General features: G+C 50.2%; 17 protein-coding genes. 2 read left to right on the forward strand and 15 right to left on the reverse strand.

Annotation, left to right across the window (positions count from 1 at the left end; all coding sequences use genetic code 11):
• Positions 1 to 79: 79 nt before the first annotated feature.
• Both GSUB_RS17645 and tnpA read right to left on the reverse strand, forming a co-directional pair.
• Positions 80 to 1468 (reverse strand): PhoH family protein, encoded by a 1389-nt coding sequence (locus tag GSUB_RS17645; RefSeq protein WP_040202967.1) that lies wholly within the window; start codon positions 1466 to 1468, stop codon positions 80 to 82.
• A gap of 275 nt (positions 1469 to 1743) precedes the next feature.
• Positions 1744 to 2151 (reverse strand): IS200/IS605 family transposase, encoded by a 408-nt coding sequence (gene tnpA, locus GSUB_RS17650; protein ID WP_040202852.1) that lies wholly within the window; start codon positions 2149 to 2151, stop codon positions 1744 to 1746.
• A gap of 23 nt (positions 2152 to 2174) precedes the next feature.
• Between tnpA and GSUB_RS17655 the strand changes: the two genes are divergently transcribed.
• Positions 2175 to 3329, forward strand: a complete 1155-nt coding sequence (locus GSUB_RS17655; protein WP_040203022.1) for an RNA-guided endonuclease InsQ/TnpB family protein — start codon at positions 2175 to 2177, stop codon at positions 3327 to 3329.
• Positions 3330 to 3430: 101 nt separating this feature from the next.
• Here the strand turns inward: GSUB_RS17655 and GSUB_RS17660 are convergent, their stop codons facing one another.
• Both GSUB_RS17660 and GSUB_RS18375 read right to left on the reverse strand, forming a co-directional pair.
• On the reverse strand, positions 3431 to 4237 hold the full coding sequence (locus tag GSUB_RS17660) for a hypothetical protein (protein ID WP_040202969.1): 807 nt from the start codon (positions 4235 to 4237) through the stop codon (positions 3431 to 3433).
• 16 nt (positions 4238 to 4253) lie between these two features.
• Positions 4254 to 5627 (reverse strand): RCC1 domain-containing protein, encoded by a 1374-nt coding sequence (locus GSUB_RS18375; protein ID WP_144402125.1) that lies wholly within the window; start codon positions 5625 to 5627, stop codon positions 4254 to 4256.
• Between the two features lie 301 nt (positions 5628 to 5928).
• Here GSUB_RS18375 and GSUB_RS18380 point away from each other — a divergent pair, with 301 nt between their 5' ends.
• The gene (locus tag GSUB_RS18380; RefSeq protein ID WP_052465139.1) at positions 5929 to 6699 is read left to right on the forward strand and encodes a putative molybdenum carrier protein; all 771 of its coding nucleotides are present in this window, start codon (positions 5929 to 5931) and stop codon (positions 6697 to 6699) included.
• Positions 6700 to 6720: 21 nt separating this feature from the next.
• On the opposite strand, the gene GSUB_RS17675 is transcribed toward GSUB_RS18380, so the two are convergent.
• The 11 genes from GSUB_RS17675 to GSUB_RS17725 all read right to left on the reverse strand — a co-directional run bounded on the left by GSUB_RS17675 (position 6721) and on the right by GSUB_RS17725 (position 15186).
• A complete protein-coding gene (locus GSUB_RS17675; protein ID WP_040202970.1) occupies positions 6721 to 7008 on the reverse strand; it encodes a hypothetical protein in 288 nt (95 codons plus the stop codon).
• A 63-nt stretch (positions 7009 to 7071) separates the two neighbouring features.
• Positions 7072 to 8244 (reverse strand): hypothetical protein, encoded by a 1173-nt coding sequence (locus tag GSUB_RS17680; RefSeq protein WP_040202971.1) that lies wholly within the window; start codon positions 8242 to 8244, stop codon positions 7072 to 7074.
• A 63-nt stretch (positions 8245 to 8307) separates the two neighbouring features.
• The gene (locus tag GSUB_RS19285; RefSeq protein WP_144402127.1) at positions 8308 to 8622 is read right to left on the reverse strand and encodes a hypothetical protein; all 315 of its coding nucleotides are present in this window, start codon (positions 8620 to 8622) and stop codon (positions 8308 to 8310) included.
• A gap of 7 nt (positions 8623 to 8629) precedes the next feature.
• Complete coding sequence (locus GSUB_RS17685) at positions 8630 to 8965, reverse strand: hypothetical protein (protein ID WP_040202972.1); 336 nt, start codon at positions 8963 to 8965, stop codon at positions 8630 to 8632.
• 123 nt (positions 8966 to 9088) lie between these two features.
• Positions 9089 to 11119 (reverse strand): sensor domain-containing protein, encoded by a 2031-nt coding sequence (locus GSUB_RS17690; protein ID WP_052465140.1) that lies wholly within the window; start codon positions 11117 to 11119, stop codon positions 9089 to 9091.
• A gap of 166 nt (positions 11120 to 11285) precedes the next feature.
• Positions 11286 to 11564: a hypothetical protein gene (locus tag GSUB_RS17695; RefSeq protein WP_144402129.1), complete on the reverse strand. Its 279-nt coding sequence runs from the start codon at positions 11562 to 11564 to the stop codon at positions 11286 to 11288.
• Between the two features lie 338 nt (positions 11565 to 11902).
• On the reverse strand, positions 11903 to 12997 hold the full coding sequence (locus tag GSUB_RS17705) for a hypothetical protein (RefSeq protein WP_040202978.1): 1095 nt from the start codon (positions 12995 to 12997) through the stop codon (positions 11903 to 11905).
• Positions 12987 to 13427, reverse strand: a complete 441-nt coding sequence (locus GSUB_RS17710) for a hypothetical protein (RefSeq protein WP_040202980.1) — start codon at positions 13425 to 13427, stop codon at positions 12987 to 12989. The genes GSUB_RS17705 and GSUB_RS17710 overlap by 11 nt, the downstream gene beginning before the upstream one ends.
• The gene (locus GSUB_RS17715) at positions 13418 to 14287 is read right to left on the reverse strand and encodes a hypothetical protein (RefSeq protein ID WP_040202981.1); all 870 of its coding nucleotides are present in this window, start codon (positions 14285 to 14287) and stop codon (positions 13418 to 13420) included. Before GSUB_RS17715 ends, GSUB_RS17710 begins: the two co-directional genes overlap by 10 nt.
• A 101-nt stretch (positions 14288 to 14388) precedes the next feature.
• On the reverse strand, positions 14389 to 14901 hold the full coding sequence (locus GSUB_RS17720) for a hypothetical protein (RefSeq protein ID WP_040202982.1): 513 nt from the start codon (positions 14899 to 14901) through the stop codon (positions 14389 to 14391).
• Between the two features lie 75 nt (positions 14902 to 14976).
• Positions 14977 to 15186, reverse strand: a complete 210-nt coding sequence (locus GSUB_RS17725; protein WP_040202983.1) for a hypothetical protein — start codon at positions 15184 to 15186, stop codon at positions 14977 to 14979.
• Positions 15187 to 15654 lie beyond the last annotated feature (468 nt).

Consider the following 15654-nt stretch of genomic DNA (forward strand, 5'->3'; position numbering starts at 1 on the left):
CGGTATAGCGAGAAACCGTGGCCTCATCCGAACTGCAGTAAAGCAAAAAGCCCACAACGATACTCCTGTGAAAAGCAATTTAGAGGATATTGCTTGCCGCCTCGGCAAGCTCAGACCTCTCACCCTTGGATAATGTGATATGACCCGCTAAAGAGGAGTCCTTGAATTTTTCCACCACATAGGTCAAACCGTTGGACTCCGCATCGACATAAGGGTTGTCGATCTGGTAGGGGTCGCCGGTAAGGACAATTTTGGTGCCTTCCCCGGCCCGGGTGATAATGGTTTTGACTTCATGCGGCGTAAGATTCTGCGCCTCGTCTACGATAAGGTATTGTTTGGGGATGCTTCGGCCGCGAATATAGGTCAGAGCCTCAATTTCCATCCAGCCCATCTCGACCAGCTCCTGATGCCCCCTGCGGCGCTTCTGATTGCCGGCCGCCTTTCCGCGGCGCAGATCCTTGTCGTCATCGCAGGGCACGCCATTGAGCAAGAGATCAACATTGTCGTAGATAGGCTGCATCCAGGGGGCAAGCTTTTCATCAAGTTCCCCCGGTAAAAATCCAAGGTCGCGACCCATGGGGAAAACTGGGCGCGAAACCAAAAGCTTGCGATAGAGCCCTTGGTCTGCAACCTGGTGCAACCCTGCGGCAATGGCCAGAAGGGTTTTTCCTGTCCCCGCCTTGCCTACAAGGGAAACCAGATGGATCTGAGGGTCGGCCAAAAGATCCAGGGCAAATTTCTGCTCCCGGTTGCGGGGAGAAATCCCCCAGAAACCTTCCTTGGGGACATTGCAAAGAGGCACAATGCTATCGCTCTTTGAGCATACGCGCCCAATCGCCGATTGCTGTCCGCAGTGCAGCGTTGCGCAGGTATGAGGATAGAAAAAGGGAAGCTCTGATTGCTCATCAAAGGAGAGATCAGCCATCGAAAGTTTTCCTTCGCGGTAGAACTTATCAATCGTCTGCGGGGAGGCCGGACTTTCAAACGAGCCCGGGAACAGCTTATCGAAGGAAACCTTGTCCGTTGTGTAATCCTGAGCCTGCAGATTCAAAGAGTGCGCCTTGATGCGCAGATTGATGTCTTTTGTGACCAGAATGGTTGGCACCTGCTGCTCCTGGTCCATCTTCGACGCCAAGGCTAAGATATGATTGTCCGCGGTATCTCGAGACAGAGCGTCAGGGAGATTTTTGACCAGATCGGATTCCTGCGGGGTAAACAAAACGCGAAGCTTGCCACCGTTTTCAAGATCAACCCCACCGTTGGTCAGCTTCCCCTTCTGGCGTAAAAGGTCAAGCTCTCGGGCCACATGACGGGCGTTTCTGCCGATTTCCGAATTCTCTTTCTTGAACCGGTCCAACTCCTCAATAACGACAAGCGGCAGAATAACCGTATTGTCCTCGAAGCAAAAAATCGATTTGGAATCATGCAGAAGAACATTGGTGTCCAGAATGTAATTTTTTTTCGCCATCAAAAACCTCTCGAATTTGTTTTTAAAACCGACGCATCAAACGCATTCTTTCGGATGAAATTTATAGTCTCCGAAAGAGGGTTGGTTCCCACGGCTCACAGGGTAAACCTAATTTAAAGCGTGCAACCCTTCAAAAAAGGCGAAAATTCGACCTTATTTCAAGGGGAAAATAAAAGAGCCACTCCAGGAGGAAAAATTTCTTCCAGAGTGGCTCTTTTATCTGACGCACCGTAAAACCCGGTCAGTTCACGGCCGGGATATAAGGTGCCGGGCCGTCAGGCCCGTTGGTTCTCGATGTATTGACGGATAACACCCAGGGGCGCGCCGCCGCAGGACGCCGCGAAATAGGACGGCGACCAGAGCCCGCCCTTCCAGTAGTGCTGTTCGATCTCCGGGTGCCGCTTCCGCAGCAACCGCGAGGAGACCCCCTTCAGGCTGTTCACCAGTTTCGAGACGGGGACCGTGGGCGGATAGTTCACCAGCAGATGAACGTGATCCTTCTCCCCGTCCGTTTCGATCAGCTCCGCGCCGAAGTCGGCGCAGACGTTGGAGAAGACCTCCCGCATGGTGTCGTAATGAGACGGCGAGAAGATGCCGCGCCGGTATCTCGTGACAAAGACCAAATGCACATGAAGCTGAAAAACACAGCTTCTTCCATGTCGTAACTCGGTTGATGTATTCATAGACCAATGATATAATGATGTCCATGGCACGTCAAGCGTTCAAATATAAGCTCTATCACGCCGACCGGAACCGGCGTCTGGATCGGCAGCGGCGTATCGCCGGGCAGATATGGAACCACTGTATCGCCCTGCACAAACGGTATTACCGCCGCTACCGGAAGCATTTGAACCAGAAACGGCTCAAGTCCAGGATCGCCTATCTCCGCAATCACCTCCGCCCGGAATGGAAGAATCTGGGTTCCCAGGCGGTTCAGGACGTGATCGAACGGATCGAGCGGGGCTACGAACTGTTCTTCAAGGCGTGCCGGCTGCGGAAAGAAAAGAAGTCGAAACGGGTGGTGCGGCCGCCGTCTTTCCGCAAAAGCGTCAAGTACCGCTCCTTCACGTTGAAGCAGGCCGGGTGGAAACTCCTTTCTCCCGGCAAGGTACGAATCGGCGGGGCGGCCTATCGCTACCACGCCGGCCGCGACATCGACGGGACGATCAAGACCGTGACGATCTCTCGCGATGCCGTCGGCGACTTCTGGATCATCTTTTCCGTCGAAACGGACGAACCCTCTCCGAACCGAGCCGCGACAGGTCGAACTGCGGGCTTCGATTTCGGGCTGAAGAGGTTTCTTACCGGCTCCGACGAAACGACGGTCGAGATGCCCGAGCCGCTGAAATCGGAACTCAAGCGGGTTAAAAAAGCAAACCAGCGGCTATCCCGGAAACTGAAAAAGAGCGGCGGACGCAAAAAAGCCCGACTGTCCCTGGCGCGACTGCATCGGCAAATCGCCGACCGGCGGCGGGAATTTCACCATCAAACCGCCCGCGCCCTGTCCCGGAAATACGATGTGATCTGCATCGAGGATCTGAACCTGACCGGCATGAAATCCCTTTGGGGCCGGAAGGCCTCAGATCTGGGTTTTGCCCAGTTCGTCGACATTCTCGCCCATCATTGCCGGAAAAACGGCAGTCGGTTGGTCAAGATCGACCGTTTCTTCCCGAGCAGCAAGACCTGTTCAGTCTGCGGGCATGTCCACCGGGAGCTGTCGCTTCGGGACCGGACCTGGGAATGCCCGTCGTGCGGATCGCATCACGACCGGGACAAAAACGCTGCTATCAACATCGAGCGGGAAGGCCTGCGCCTGATCGCTCACCAGGCGGGGCATCGCCTGGAAGGGGAGGCCGCGTAAGACCAGCCTCGCAAGAGGCCGGCGGCAGCCGTTGATCCTTGGAATCCCGGTCTGTTCACGGCCGGGAGGATGTCAATTGTCTTGTGCAAGGCTCGGGATGACTACATCGCTTCCAAAAAGATAAAAATATTGCCTTCGCCGGAGGGGGTAAAGGCTGGATCGGCCTTCTCCGGCGGGGCGAACTCAAAACCTGTTCCGCCAGAACCGGAAGTTGAGTCGGCGCCAGAAACAGGGTCTTCGGCGATCGGCTCCTCCGTTTCGGGCTCCACAAGCCTTAAAGAACCGGATCTGCTAAACGCCCCAGTCTCATCGGTGTTTCGGACAAAAACGGAATACAGGACTCTTTCTATGGGTTCATCTCCCGCATAGGGACTCAAGGCAAGTGTTAAAACAGACCCCTCATTGCAAGGCTGATATGCGGCCGTCTCTCCTGCGTGCAATGCCCCGTTATTCAGCGCTGCACACTCAAGACTATCGCCCCCTCCTGATATTGAGGTGATAGTCAGGTTGATACTTGAAACAGGCACTTCGACTTCAGCCGGTGCATCAAAAGTGACCCCCGTCACCTCGGGCTGGGCGGCATCCTCGGAAATACTGGTGTTAACCCACTCAAAATACTGTCCCCGGCTTTCGTTTACATAGACCCCAGTTTCACCAACTGGGATAGGAAGAGGGGATGTTGTAGAAAAATAGGGGATTGCCGTGATTTCGCAAGTTTCTGTGTTGAACTGGGTGTAAAAACTATTTCCTAATGTTGGCAGACAGTAGTTATAATTGCCAACCGTCTCGCACTGACCTACCAAACCATTCGAATCATAGACCTCCACCGAACATGGACCAGCGAACACTGCTGCGGGGATCCACAAAAAGAAGACTCCTAAAAAAAACAGCACTTTTAATCGTTTCATTTTCTACTTCCCTTTTTTAATATGCTTCAATCATGATAAAGACACGCCCTGTATCCGGCTCCACCACAAACGCAGGATCCATTTTCTCCGGAGGACTGAATTCAAAACCATGACTACCCGTCACATCTTCGGTTGGCGACTGATCGTCCCCAGACCCCGCATCCGGAGATGAGTTGTTTGCGGAATCCGAATCAGGCTGAGGCATCAGAAAAAATCCGGTTTGAAAGGGGACGCTCTTCGAACTCAGATCGCCTGTTGCAAGCTCTCCGAAACGATTTCCACCTACAGAGTAGAGCTGACCGTCGCTACCTGAAATAAGAAAGCCTGCCCCTGTTGAGCCAAGATCAGAAGGTACGACTCCTTCAGGAAGATCCATAGCTTGTGGAACCGAGTACGAGGTATAGCCGTCAACCGATCCCCAGAGATAAACCTTGCCGTCGCTGCCGATCGCGGCACTGCCAAGGGCTGAGTTCGCAATTTTCATAACGCTTATTCCCTCCGGCAGGGAAACCTCGGCGACCTCGCTGCGACTGGCGGTTGTCCCGTCACCAAGCTGACCCTGGCCGTTTCCGCCCCAGGCATAAAGCTTGCCGTCAGATCCAATAGCCATCACATGGTCCTGGCCGGCGGAGATGTCAGAGATCGATACCCCTTCCGGCAAGAAGACCTCGCCCGGAGTTGTGCGCGAAGAAGTATCGCTTCCCAGCTGCCCGTAATCATTGCTGCCCCAGGAGTAAACCTTGCCGTCGCTGCCGACAACCGTGGTGTGATCATCTCCTGCCGCAATCTTAAGAGCGCTAACCCCCTCGGGCAAAAGAGCCTTGGTGGGAAAGAAGCGACTGCTGTTTGTCCCGTCCCCAATCTGGCCGCTGTCGTTATTGCCCCATGAATAAACCTGGCCGTCACTGCCGATGGCTGCCGCATAACCAAATCCCGCCGACATATCCGTGATCGAAACACCTTCAGGCATCTCTACCCTGGCGGGGGTGGCGGCATCGCCCTCGCGTCCAAGCTGCATGTAGCTACTGTCTCCAAAACTATAGACATTGCCGTCAGTCCCCAGAATGTAGGATGCCGCACCCAGCCCATCGTTGAAGATCTTCAGGGGCTTTTGATTCTCGGGAAGTTCAACAAGAACAGGAGAGCTCTCCTGAGTAAACCCTGTCTCTCCGTTGCCGAAAGCCCCGTTCATATTGACCCCCGCCGCATAAAGCTCGCCGTCGTCGCCAATGAACAAGGAATGCCAATCCCCGCCGCCGGCACTGCCTGCAGCCAAAACACATGCAGGCGCCGCCAACAGCAGCACTGCCGCCGCCCAGCCAAACATCTTTTTCACCATCACTACCTCTCCTTTCGCGTTAAAATTCTCTTCCGTCTGAAAATCGGACAACTAAAAACCCTTGACATCCTCACGGCCCTGAAGCGACCGGGATTCCAAGGATCGACGGCGGCGGCCTGCACGAGGCAGGTCTTACACAGCCTCCCCTTCCAGGCGATGCCCCGCCTGGTGAGCGAAAAGGCGCAAGCCTTCGCGCTCAATAAAAAACTTCGCGGATACCAATCATAAGAGAATAAAAAGAGAGGCTTGCTGTCGAAAAAGGGCGTTTCGCTGCCTTATTCAAAGAAAATGATGGTTTTTGGGTGATACAAAAAGAATTGACAAAATATAAAGAATATGAAACAATAATCCCATGAAGACAGATTATAAAGAAGTGCTTAAGAACATGAATGTATCCTGCCCGGAATGTACAAACCCGTTAATCGGTCAGGGCGCTGCCGGGTGGGAGAAAAGGGCATGTCCTCAGTGCGACAAGACGTTTATCTCTCTGCCGCCGGGACTGGCTGTTTTGCGCGGTTCAATAAAGGCGAGGGTAGGGGATTTTTTTCTGCAGCAAACACAGGATTCGATAATTTTTTCGGAAGTTGACGAAAAAACACAGGGGCTTGCAGCCCAGCAGTTTTTGACCCTGGTTCGTCCGGCCGAAGGACTGATCATTATCAGCGGCGGACAGACCGGAGCTGATCTTGGCGCCCTGGTTGCCGCGCAAAAAGCGCAGATTCCTACTGCGGGTTATGCCCCGAAAGGATTTTTGACTGAAAAAGGCCCGCAGCCTGTCCTTGAATCCTACGGCTTGATTGAGGCCCCGTCAGCCAACTACAACGACCGCACTCTTCTCAATGTCTATTTCAGCGATGCCACCTTGATTTTCGCCCGCAACGCCCAAAGTCCCGGCACGGCAAAAACCATAGAGTTCTGCGACAAATTCGAGAAGAAATACTTGGTGGTTGATCCATCCCAGCAGGGTGTGGAGGAGAAGATCTTGGATTTTCTGGGCGAGCAAGACATCTTTGTTCTCAACGTAGCCGGCAATCGAGAAAGCAAAGCGCCTGGAATTTGTCGGGAGGTTGTCGGTGTTCTTACAGAGGTGTTCAGAAGATTTGAAGATAAAAAAAGCCGCTAAACAGAAAGCTTAGCGGCAAAATCAACCAAAAAGGGAACTTAGAAAAAGCTTGGCGTAAAACAGAACAAGCAGCACGAAAGGGCTTGCCAGCAACAACCCCGCCAATAAAGGCTTGGGGATGTGGGGAACCGATATTTCCCTTAAAAGGATGTCTGGTTTTTCTGGTTTTTCTTCGTTAGCGACAGTGATTTTATCCTCTTCACAAACACCCAGGTTAAACGCGTTAGGTAGCAAATTGGGACCGAGTGCAGTCAAATCCATTCCAGAGAGATCAATCGAAGGGACTTCCGGAAAACCATCATCATTCACTTTATTTCACCACCTTTCTTTTTCTTTTACTATACAACAAAACTTACAAAAAAACAAGAAAAATTACTTAGTCCGTGTCTTTGTTTTGCGATAAAAAGAAATGTCGGTCACTTTCGATTTATCCAGGTTTACGTTTCGCGCCTCATCGTCAAGGCTTAAAATCTCGATTTCAATCTCTTCTTCGCACAAAAGTTCGTAGACCGGGTGAATCAGATCAAGGGGGTCAAGACTTGACGGCTCGATCTCGAAACGGGTCTGCCAAAAGCTTCTCTTTCTCTCTCCTGGGTAGGAAAGATCTACGCAAAGCTCTACCTTCTGGGCCGAGAGCGATTCCAGGGTAAACGAAAGTGTGGCGCCTGCGCAATGCCCAATGCTCTCGTTCATCTCGACCAGCTGCTGGTCGATGACGTTGTAGAGGGTGAATCCTAAAGAGATGCCATAGGCATCGGAGTAGGGGACAAATCCGGGGGCCAGATGCAGATGGACTCCTGGGAATTCGGCTGCAATCTGCTCCTCGAGAAAATCCCCCATGGCCATGATGACATCATAGCTCTTGCTCAAAAAAACCGAATCGGAGCTAAAAATTCTCTCGTCAATAAGGCCGCAGGAATTATCGCCCCAGGTCAGGCCGAACAGGGTGCGGGGGATAAAATACTGCCCCGAATTGGATTTAAAACAAAAATCGCTGCTGCCCAGAGGTATTTGAGCGATACGTGGCAGGGGCTTTTGGGCCTTTTTGTTCTCAACGCTTTGCAGCAAATACTCCTCGGCGCGCTTGCCCCACAACTCCGAAAAAACAAAGGGCTGCAAAAGACGATCATAGATCGCGACGTTTTCCTTTTCTCCCTCGATGCAGAGATAGGAAAATATTTTTTCAAGAAAACGGGGTGAAAAAGGATACGCGATTTGAGGTAAGAATTGCTCAAACATATCCTCATCCACAGCGATAGAGACCGGCAAAACCAGGGGCACCACTGTATTTGGCTGAAGCTTGTTCTTCGACGGCACGAAAGGAGAATGAACCAGATCGATGAGGGCGCAGTCAAAGATTGCCTGGATATTCTGCGGGGCTTCTGAAAAATCAGCCTCCGGGTTCTGCGCCAGATAACGCAGCAGGTTCCTGCGCAGAAGGCCCCGTTTTTTGAAGTTAGGCGACTGCCACAGTTCACAGGCTATCTGGAGCAAGTCTTTTTTATGGATTTTTTCGCCAAGGCCTATGATTTTCTTATCACCCAATTCGAAAATGTTCCTTTCTACCTACTCACGCAGGCTTAGCAGGTTGAAATTCCTCCTGGCAGGTTAAATCAGTTTTTCCACCGTGTGTTGATAGCTCCAGCGGGTATCCAGAACAAAAACCCAGTTTAAAAAGCCTACAGAGACAAGATCTCCTGTCCTTGAAGACTTTGTAAAAGAAAAAAAGCTTAGATCTTTATATATCAGATCATCCCAGGGAGCCCTTACATACAATGACGGCCCTGGAATGCCATTGATTTTTTTAAGCTCTAATTCGATAACATCGAAATGATCTCGATAATCGGGCGACGAAAGAGACACAAATCCCAAAAAAAGAAGAAGGATGCAAAAAGATTTTAAATCCAATTTCTTCAAGGTCATTCTTTCTTCAACACAAATGATCCCCGGGTTGAGAACTTGCCGGTTCACAGGACAAAAGAGCTTCTCTTATTTTCTCCTGGACATCCAGATCGTTGCAATGTTCCAGAGCATAGGTGCAGGCTTCATAGAGTTTTTCGAGTGAATGAGATGCCTGCAGTACCGTCAAGGCCGCTTCATGAACCATTCCTTCCTGGTCAGACATTTTTTCCTTGTCATACCGGGGCTTATCCCACGGACTTGCGGCATTTGCTTTTTTCATCTCATCCAGATCCGCTCCTCGTTTGGCAATCCCATCATGAGAGATGACCAGAAGAGCGGAAAAAACCTTCGGTAGTCGAACCATAGAATTCCCCTTCTTTTTAAGCGCAATGTCAAACATCGCCGATAACATGAAAATATCATGTATAAAAAATACAGCAAATTACAAAAAAAAGAAATAAAAAAAAATAAAAAATAAAGGGAATACTCAGTTTTCAATTAACCGAAGTCTGTTCCTTTTTTCTGATAAGGGAGGGCATCGTTCTAATTGTTTTTCGCTCCATTCGATCATAAACTTCTCCAAATCCGCCGGAGACATGGGCGGCTTGAAATAGTAGCCTTGAATTTCGTCGCATTTTCTTGCACATAAAAATTCAAGTTGCTCCAGCGTTTCCACTCCTTCGGCAATTGTTTTGATGCCCAGCGCGTGCCCCATGGCAATAATAGTTTCGACAATGGCTGAGTCATTGGTGTCCTGGGGGATGTCGCGAACAAAGGAGCGATCTATTTTGATTTTCCCGATAGGGAAGTGTTTAAGATAGCTCAAAGAACTGTAGCCCGTACCGAAGTCGTCTATCGATAAGGAGACGCCCAGGTCTCTGATTTGGTTCAAAATCTCGGTAATATCCCCGCGGATATTCATCAACGTGCTCTCTGTGATCTCAAGCTCAAGGCCGGCAGGATCGATCTTGGAGGAAACCAGGACCCGGCGAATGACGTTGATAAAATCGGGGTGTTTGAACTGATTGCTTGAAACATTAACAGCCACCTTCATTTTCTCATATCCGTCTTGTTGCCACTGCTTGATCTGCAGGCAGACCGTCTGAAGTATTTTCTCTCCGATCGGCACAATCAGGCCGGACTCCTCGGCGATGGCAATAAAATCACCCGGAGAAATCACCCCTTTCGACGGATGCCTCCAGCGCAAGAGGGCTTCTACGCCGCAGACATGCCCCTCCCGGGTATCAATCAAGGGCTGGTAGACCATCTCGAACTGGTCACCCTCAAGGGCCAGGCGCAAATCATTCTCAACGACGATTTTCTTCTCGATTTGCGCGCTGATTTCGCGTGAGAAAAACTGAACATTCTGACGACCAAGAGACTTGGCGTGGTACATGGCGGCATCGGCATGCTTGACAAGAGTCTGAATGTCTTCTCCATTATGAGGATAAATTGCCACTCCAACACTGGTGGCCGTATGCACCTTCTTGCCGTTGATGACAAAGGGCTTTTCAAAAGACGCCATGATTTTACGGGCCACCTTGTTGGCATCTTCAACGCAGCGAATAAAGGGGAGCATGATCACAAATTCATCTCCTCCAAGCCGTGCAACCGTATCGCTTTTTCTGACACACTCCGTAAGCCTTGCGCCAACCTGCTGCAACAAGATGTCGCCGGTCTCATGTCCCAGGGTGTCATTGATCGCCTTGAACCGATCAAGATCGAGATAAAAAACCGCGACGTGAAAATCCTTGCGCTGCGCAGTATGAAGTGCCTGAGCAAGCCTGTCGTTGAAAGTCTCCCGGTTGGGCAGACCCGTCAATATGTCGGAAAACGCCAGCTGGCGGATACGCTCATCGCGGGCTTGGCGCTCAGAGATATCGGTAAAGATTACCGTGGCGCCAACCATACTATCCTCGTTATACAGAGGATAAACCCTGTAGTCGGCGGGAAAAGACGTCCCGTCAGAACGATAAAGGGTAATCTCTTCCTCGAAGCAGGTCTCGCTTTGCGACAGCACTTTGCAAATAATGCAAAGCTGTTCAGATTCCCGATCGGCATGGATCTGATTGTGAATATTGATGCCGATCAAACTCTCAACCTCCTTAAATCCCAAGAGCTTGGCCGCGGCATGATTGGCAAAACTGCATATCCCGTCAAGATCAATCCGAACGACCCCCTCTTCCAGGGAATCAATCAGGTTTCGGGTGTCTTTTTCATTCTTGATCAGCTTCTTCTCAATTGCCTTTCTCTTCTGGAATTGCCCGGAAAGCGGCATGAACAGAAGGATGTAAACTGTAGGCACAGTGATGCTGGCAATAAAAAGAGGATCGAGAGACCAACCGAAATAAGAATACGGCCGATACCCCTTGGAAAGGGCAATCAAGAATTCCCCGGCAAAAATGGCCAGAGTTACAGGGAGGATGCACAGAAAAAAAAGCTTGTTTAAATCGACCCCTGTATCAGTATCTTTTGAATCCGAATTTATTTCTTCCCTACGATCAATGTCTCCAAACATCTCGCATCCCTCGCCGCAATTAAGAGACTGGAAGGCAAAAACCGCCAGAACTCTGGTGAAAAAACGCTCGGAAAAACTTAGTTTCTCGAGCTATGAGGATTTTGCAACGAGAATGATATCTGAACAAAAAGGGAAAGTTCGTTTAAATAAGGGGGGAAAAAGAGGGTTATTTAGAGGAAAAGTTGTGAACAGAGATGGTGCGGGAGGGCTTCCGAAAGTCGCAATAGTGCCCTAAAAGCCCGAAAATAAAGATATTAAGGGAAAAAATAAAGCAGGAGTCAACCATCTTGACTGCAGAGAAGGAAAAATTGTCGGCCGCACACAGCACAACGGTTGCAGATAGCGCCATCGCCCAGCTTAGAATAAAATACCGGTTCTTTCGCAGGTTGACCAAAGCCGCAAGCAAGAATCCAAAACCAAGACCTGCGCAGGTCAAAGCCAGCACCCAGGGGATGACTCCCCCGGGGTGCTCCATGACAGAAGAGAGAAAAACTCCCGGAAAAATAAAAAAGAGAAGAAAGTATTTTCTACAGGTGAGAGCCCATTTCACGGGAATTTGTCCTTGCAAAAAGCCCCGCCGCAGAGTCGTCTGCCTGGTGGCAGATCAACCCCGCAGCGGGGACACTGATTGGCATTTTTGTTTTTTCGCTCCCCGTCTCCGGGGTCTTTACCCTTTCCCTGGTGGGGGTCACGTCCGCCATTGAATATTCGAAATTTTTTCGTGCTTCGATCCATCGTTGCCTCGCAAAAAAGACAGTGAAAAATTTCTTCCACAAACCCGGCTCAAGCCTCTGCGCCATAATACCCCCAGACCTCCAGGCAACTTTTATGGACAAGGCTCATCTTCTCGATTTTTTTGACCAGCTGGTCGACATCTGCCTGGGGCCCAAGGTTTTGTTCTGCATCGAGCAGCCCGCGGATGGCCGGGATAATCAATGCGCCGGCCATCAGGCCCTCCGGGCGCCCGTGATATTGCATCGCCTGGCGTATGATCTTTTTTTCTTCCTTCGAAAAAGGCTCAAGCGCTTCGGCAAGCAAGGCCGGGAAAAGGGCGCGAAACGATTCGGCCGCATACAGGATCCCCCCAGTGGTTTTACCTGCAAACTCTTCTTTGAAGAAAGAAGCGACTGAGCTTGTCGTTTTAGGGGAGATGACCTTGTTTCGCTGAATTTTCGCCGATCCCATGACGGCAAGACAAGACTTTTTGAAAAAGTCCATCTTGCAGATCTTTTCCGCCAGCGTCTGCTCCTTTTTGCTGAGCAGATTGTTGGCCCGGGCTCTCACAAACGCCTCATCCAAAATATTGCCGCAAAGAATCGAAGAGAACCCTTCGATATCCTGCTGCATTGCCTTGCAAACCAGATCCCTTTCAGCTTGAGACAGGTCCGTGGCATTTTTGTACCACTCAGGGAATCGCTCCATAATAAAGGCAACTCCATAGTTGACCGACGGGAAAGCCTGGGCATAAAAATCGCGGGCCCACTCATCGATCGAAGGCGTCGCCAGAATGTGGTCGACCCCTTCTGTCACCCGAGGCCTTTTCGACGTGCGCATAAAACCCAGCAGCTCCAGGCAGCAAAGCGCAAAGAGCGGGAGCTTTTTGACTTTGGAAGCAACCTCTTGCGGGCAGACCTCGAGCACATCTTTGCCGTCGAGTGCATAGTCTGGTCCCATTTTCCATTCAAGAGCACTGGCTATTTTTTCAATCTCAGCATCACTTAGAATTTCTTTAATTTCTTCAATGGTGTGATGAAAAAATTTAGGGAAACCGTTGACCACAAACATCGATGCTACTCGAAAATTCGGGAAAACTTCCTTATAAAAAGCGTCTTGGGTCTCCAGAATCTGCGCAACGATCTGTACCTGGTTAATGGACATGACTTCTCTCCTTATTGTTATCTTCTGCGCCCAAAGGCGGCATCTGCGAAAGGACTTTTTCTATCCTGGCCAGCTTCTCCTTAAGGGAGGAGGCCTCGTCTTCGAGAAGGCGGCGGTTTTCTTCTTCGCGGCTTAGGATGCTGACATACTCCGGGTCCTCCACCATGGCTTCGCGAGCTGCGGTATAAACCACATCCCTGACCAGCAAAACCGTGCCTTCCTCCGGATCAATTGCAGGATATTGCCGGCTGCCTCCCGAAAGACCAAACCCTCCGGAGAGCACGGTCACCCCGTCTCCAAGAGCAACCTCTGCGTCTCTTTTCCATCGCGAAGCGATCGGGCGCCCAAACATGGAAAAATTCTGCCGGCGTGCCCACTTTGGGGCGATCGTAAGCTTTACCGTTACAACGGGCATCTTATCTATAGGCATGGGGCACATTCTCCCTTTTTAGTAGAGGTGTTTTCTTCAAAAACAGGATCCTTGACTCCAGACACTGAAAATCCTGCAGAGCATACATGTCCTCCTCCGCCGAAACGGCGACAGATCGAAGCGACGTCGACACCTCCAGGCCTTGATCTTAAGGAATAATCCCGGAATCCTCCCGGGCGGTCGCAGTACATTACGGAAATTTCGATGTCCCAGTTGGACTTTAATATTTCATTTCCCACTTCAGATGTGTTGGCCGAGCAATTGACAAGGGCAGCTCGATGACCTTCGAAGAAGATCTCGCGCATATTCTCGACATCTTTTTTTATCTGTTTGGACTGAAAGAAGCGGATAGACTCTCCGGCCAACCTGGCCTTGTAGAGGTCAAAACTGTCCCAGAGATTAAAATCGAAAGGAATGGATTCGATATAAAGATTAACTTCCCTGGATGCCGGCAATTGAAATTTCCACAGGTCGCGATCCTCGACGTACTGAAGAACTTCAGGCACCTTGTCGTTTTTGAAAAAGTATTGCCAGACCAAAATAGCACCGGAGTGTCGTTCGTCAAAAACGGCCCGTCCGCCGGCACGAACAAAAGCTTCCAGGATTTCACGAGAGCTGCGGTGATGGTCGACAACCAAAACCCGAAAGCGATCATTAAATTCCAGAAGGGTTTCTAGATCAAAGCAAAAATCGACAATGACAAGATCTTTCGTTCGCCCATCGATCCGTGGCAAGTCCTGCCCATGCTGAACGGGGATAAAACTTGCCTGGGACCGCTTTTGGGGCCCTTTGATGCTCTTCCAGACAGCATAGGCAGCCCCAAAGCCATCAGCATCGTTGTGGTATAAAACTGTCAACATAAATCACCTTTATTTTTATATATCCTCTCACATAGTATATAAAAAGAAAAGATAAAAAGTAACGATGCTGAGAAATTTTTCCTTTCTCATAATAAACTGTCTTATTGGCAAAAACTTGCTTGTGGCATCGTAGCACAGTAGGTTTCAGGAAGTCGTACCAGGGCAGCCTCTCTTCGCTGCTCCATCACGCGCGAGACCACCCTTCCGGTGCGAGAGCTTTTAATTGCCACAGTCATTTTACGGCGCTGCTCCCAGGCATCAACCAGGCGGGATTCGACGTTAAATTCTGTCCCCGACGGACACAGGTCAAGATCCTCTCTGCGAAACTTTGCCCAGACATTGACCATCTCGCCACCGTCCAAAAAGACCATGGCCGGCTGATACCTGACTCTAACATGGTCCTCCCAGGGAAACCCTTCCAGCAAATCAACCCGCCCGCCGGCATAGACCCAACAGTCTTCTCCCTGAGAAATGCTTGTTGCGCCGTAAGACGCAGAGTTGGTGGCGCTGACCTTGATGAGCTTTCTTTGCTCAACAATATCAAAAACTTGAGCGGAAGCAGACGCTGCCGAAAAAATGACCACAAAAAAAACGACTGAAACCAAAAAACGCATAGAAACAACTCCTAAAATATTTTTAAATTAACCCGGAAAATTGAAGGGCGTTTATTTCGTTTGTCAAGAGAAAAGTTAAGCCGCAAATTCGTGCAGGCCGAACTGGTCGCGGGTCTGTTTCTCGGCTTCTGCCCCATGATGTCTGCGGATCATTCTCAGCGTGGAGCGAATAACAGACTCGGCATAGAGATGATCGGAAGACATCTCTTTCGAGATGACCTGCTGCAAACGCAACAGCCTTCTATGCCGATCTGCCTGAATCTGAACCCAGTCAAGATTTTTCATTTCTCACCTCCATTGAGTCAAATGCTAACATGGGTATAATAAAAAGTCAATAGTAAAAATATAATACGGTAACGCTTTTTATGTAATTTGAGATCGGACGCAGCCAGACAAGGCTTTTGTGCTTAGCCGCCAGCAGGGTGATGGCACAAAGCGCCAACCCAGATCCTCCTGGAAGAGAAAGGTTTTAGTTATAAGACAGTTATACTGTGGATAGCGGTCAGTAAGGTTTTGAAATTAAAGAAAAATTAAAACATTCAGGATCCGCGATGGTACGACAGAACGTCCGCGATGATACGAAACCGTCCGCGATAGTACGTTTCGAATCCGAGATAGTACGACGGGTTGTCCGCGATGGTACGTCATAAATCCGCGATAGTACGATGGCTTCAGAATAGATACATTCCACGCCCCCAAAGAGGGAAGAAAAAGGTGCCGGACGGTGCTTCGTCCAGGATTGTCCGCGATAGT

The sequence above is a fragment of the Geoalkalibacter subterraneus genome (assembly GCF_000827125.1).
Taxonomy (GTDB): domain Bacteria; phylum Desulfobacterota; class Desulfuromonadia; order Desulfuromonadales; family Geoalkalibacteraceae; genus Geoalkalibacter_A; species Geoalkalibacter_A subterraneus.

Excerpts from the sequence above, each read along its gene's own strand:
- GSUB_RS19285 (WP_144402127.1), bottom strand. The coding sequence starts at position 8,622 with ATGACCTTGAAGAAATTGGATTTAAAATCTTTTTGCATCCTTCTTCTT.
- GSUB_RS17645 (WP_040202967.1), bottom strand. The coding sequence starts at position 1,468 with ATGGCGAAAAAAAATTACATTCTGGACACCAATGTTCTTCTGCATGAT.
- GSUB_RS17705 (WP_040202978.1), bottom strand. The coding sequence starts at position 12,997 with ATGTCCATTAACCAGGTACAGATCGTTGCGCAGATTCTGGAGACCCAA.
- GSUB_RS17710 (WP_040202980.1), bottom strand. The coding sequence starts at position 13,427 with ATGCCTATAGATAAGATGCCCGTTGTAACGGTAAAGCTTACGATCGCC.
- GSUB_RS17715 (WP_040202981.1), bottom strand. The coding sequence starts at position 14,287 with ATGTTGACAGTTTTATACCACAACGATGCTGATGGCTTTGGGGCTGCC.
- GSUB_RS17660 (WP_040202969.1), bottom strand. The coding sequence starts at position 4,237 with ATGAAACGATTAAAAGTGCTGTTTTTTTTAGGAGTCTTCTTTTTGTGG.
- GSUB_RS17725 (WP_040202983.1), bottom strand. The coding sequence starts at position 15,186 with ATGAAAAATCTTGACTGGGTTCAGATTCAGGCAGATCGGCATAGAAGG.
- tnpA (WP_040202852.1), bottom strand. The coding sequence starts at position 2,151 with ATGAATACATCAACCGAGTTACGACATGGAAGAAGCTGTGTTTTTCAG.
- GSUB_RS17690 (WP_052465140.1), bottom strand. The coding sequence starts at position 11,119 with ATGTTTGGAGACATTGATCGTAGGGAAGAAATAAATTCGGATTCAAAA.
- GSUB_RS17655 (WP_040203022.1), top strand. The coding sequence starts at position 2,175 with ATGGCACGTCAAGCGTTCAAATATAAGCTCTATCACGCCGACCGGAAC.
- GSUB_RS17720 (WP_040202982.1), bottom strand. The coding sequence starts at position 14,901 with ATGCGTTTTTTGGTTTCAGTCGTTTTTTTTGTGGTCATTTTTTCGGCA.
- GSUB_RS18380 (WP_052465139.1), top strand. The coding sequence starts at position 5,929 with ATGAAGACAGATTATAAAGAAGTGCTTAAGAACATGAATGTATCCTGC.
- GSUB_RS17685 (WP_040202972.1), bottom strand. The coding sequence starts at position 8,965 with ATGGTTCGACTACCGAAGGTTTTTTCCGCTCTTCTGGTCATCTCTCAT.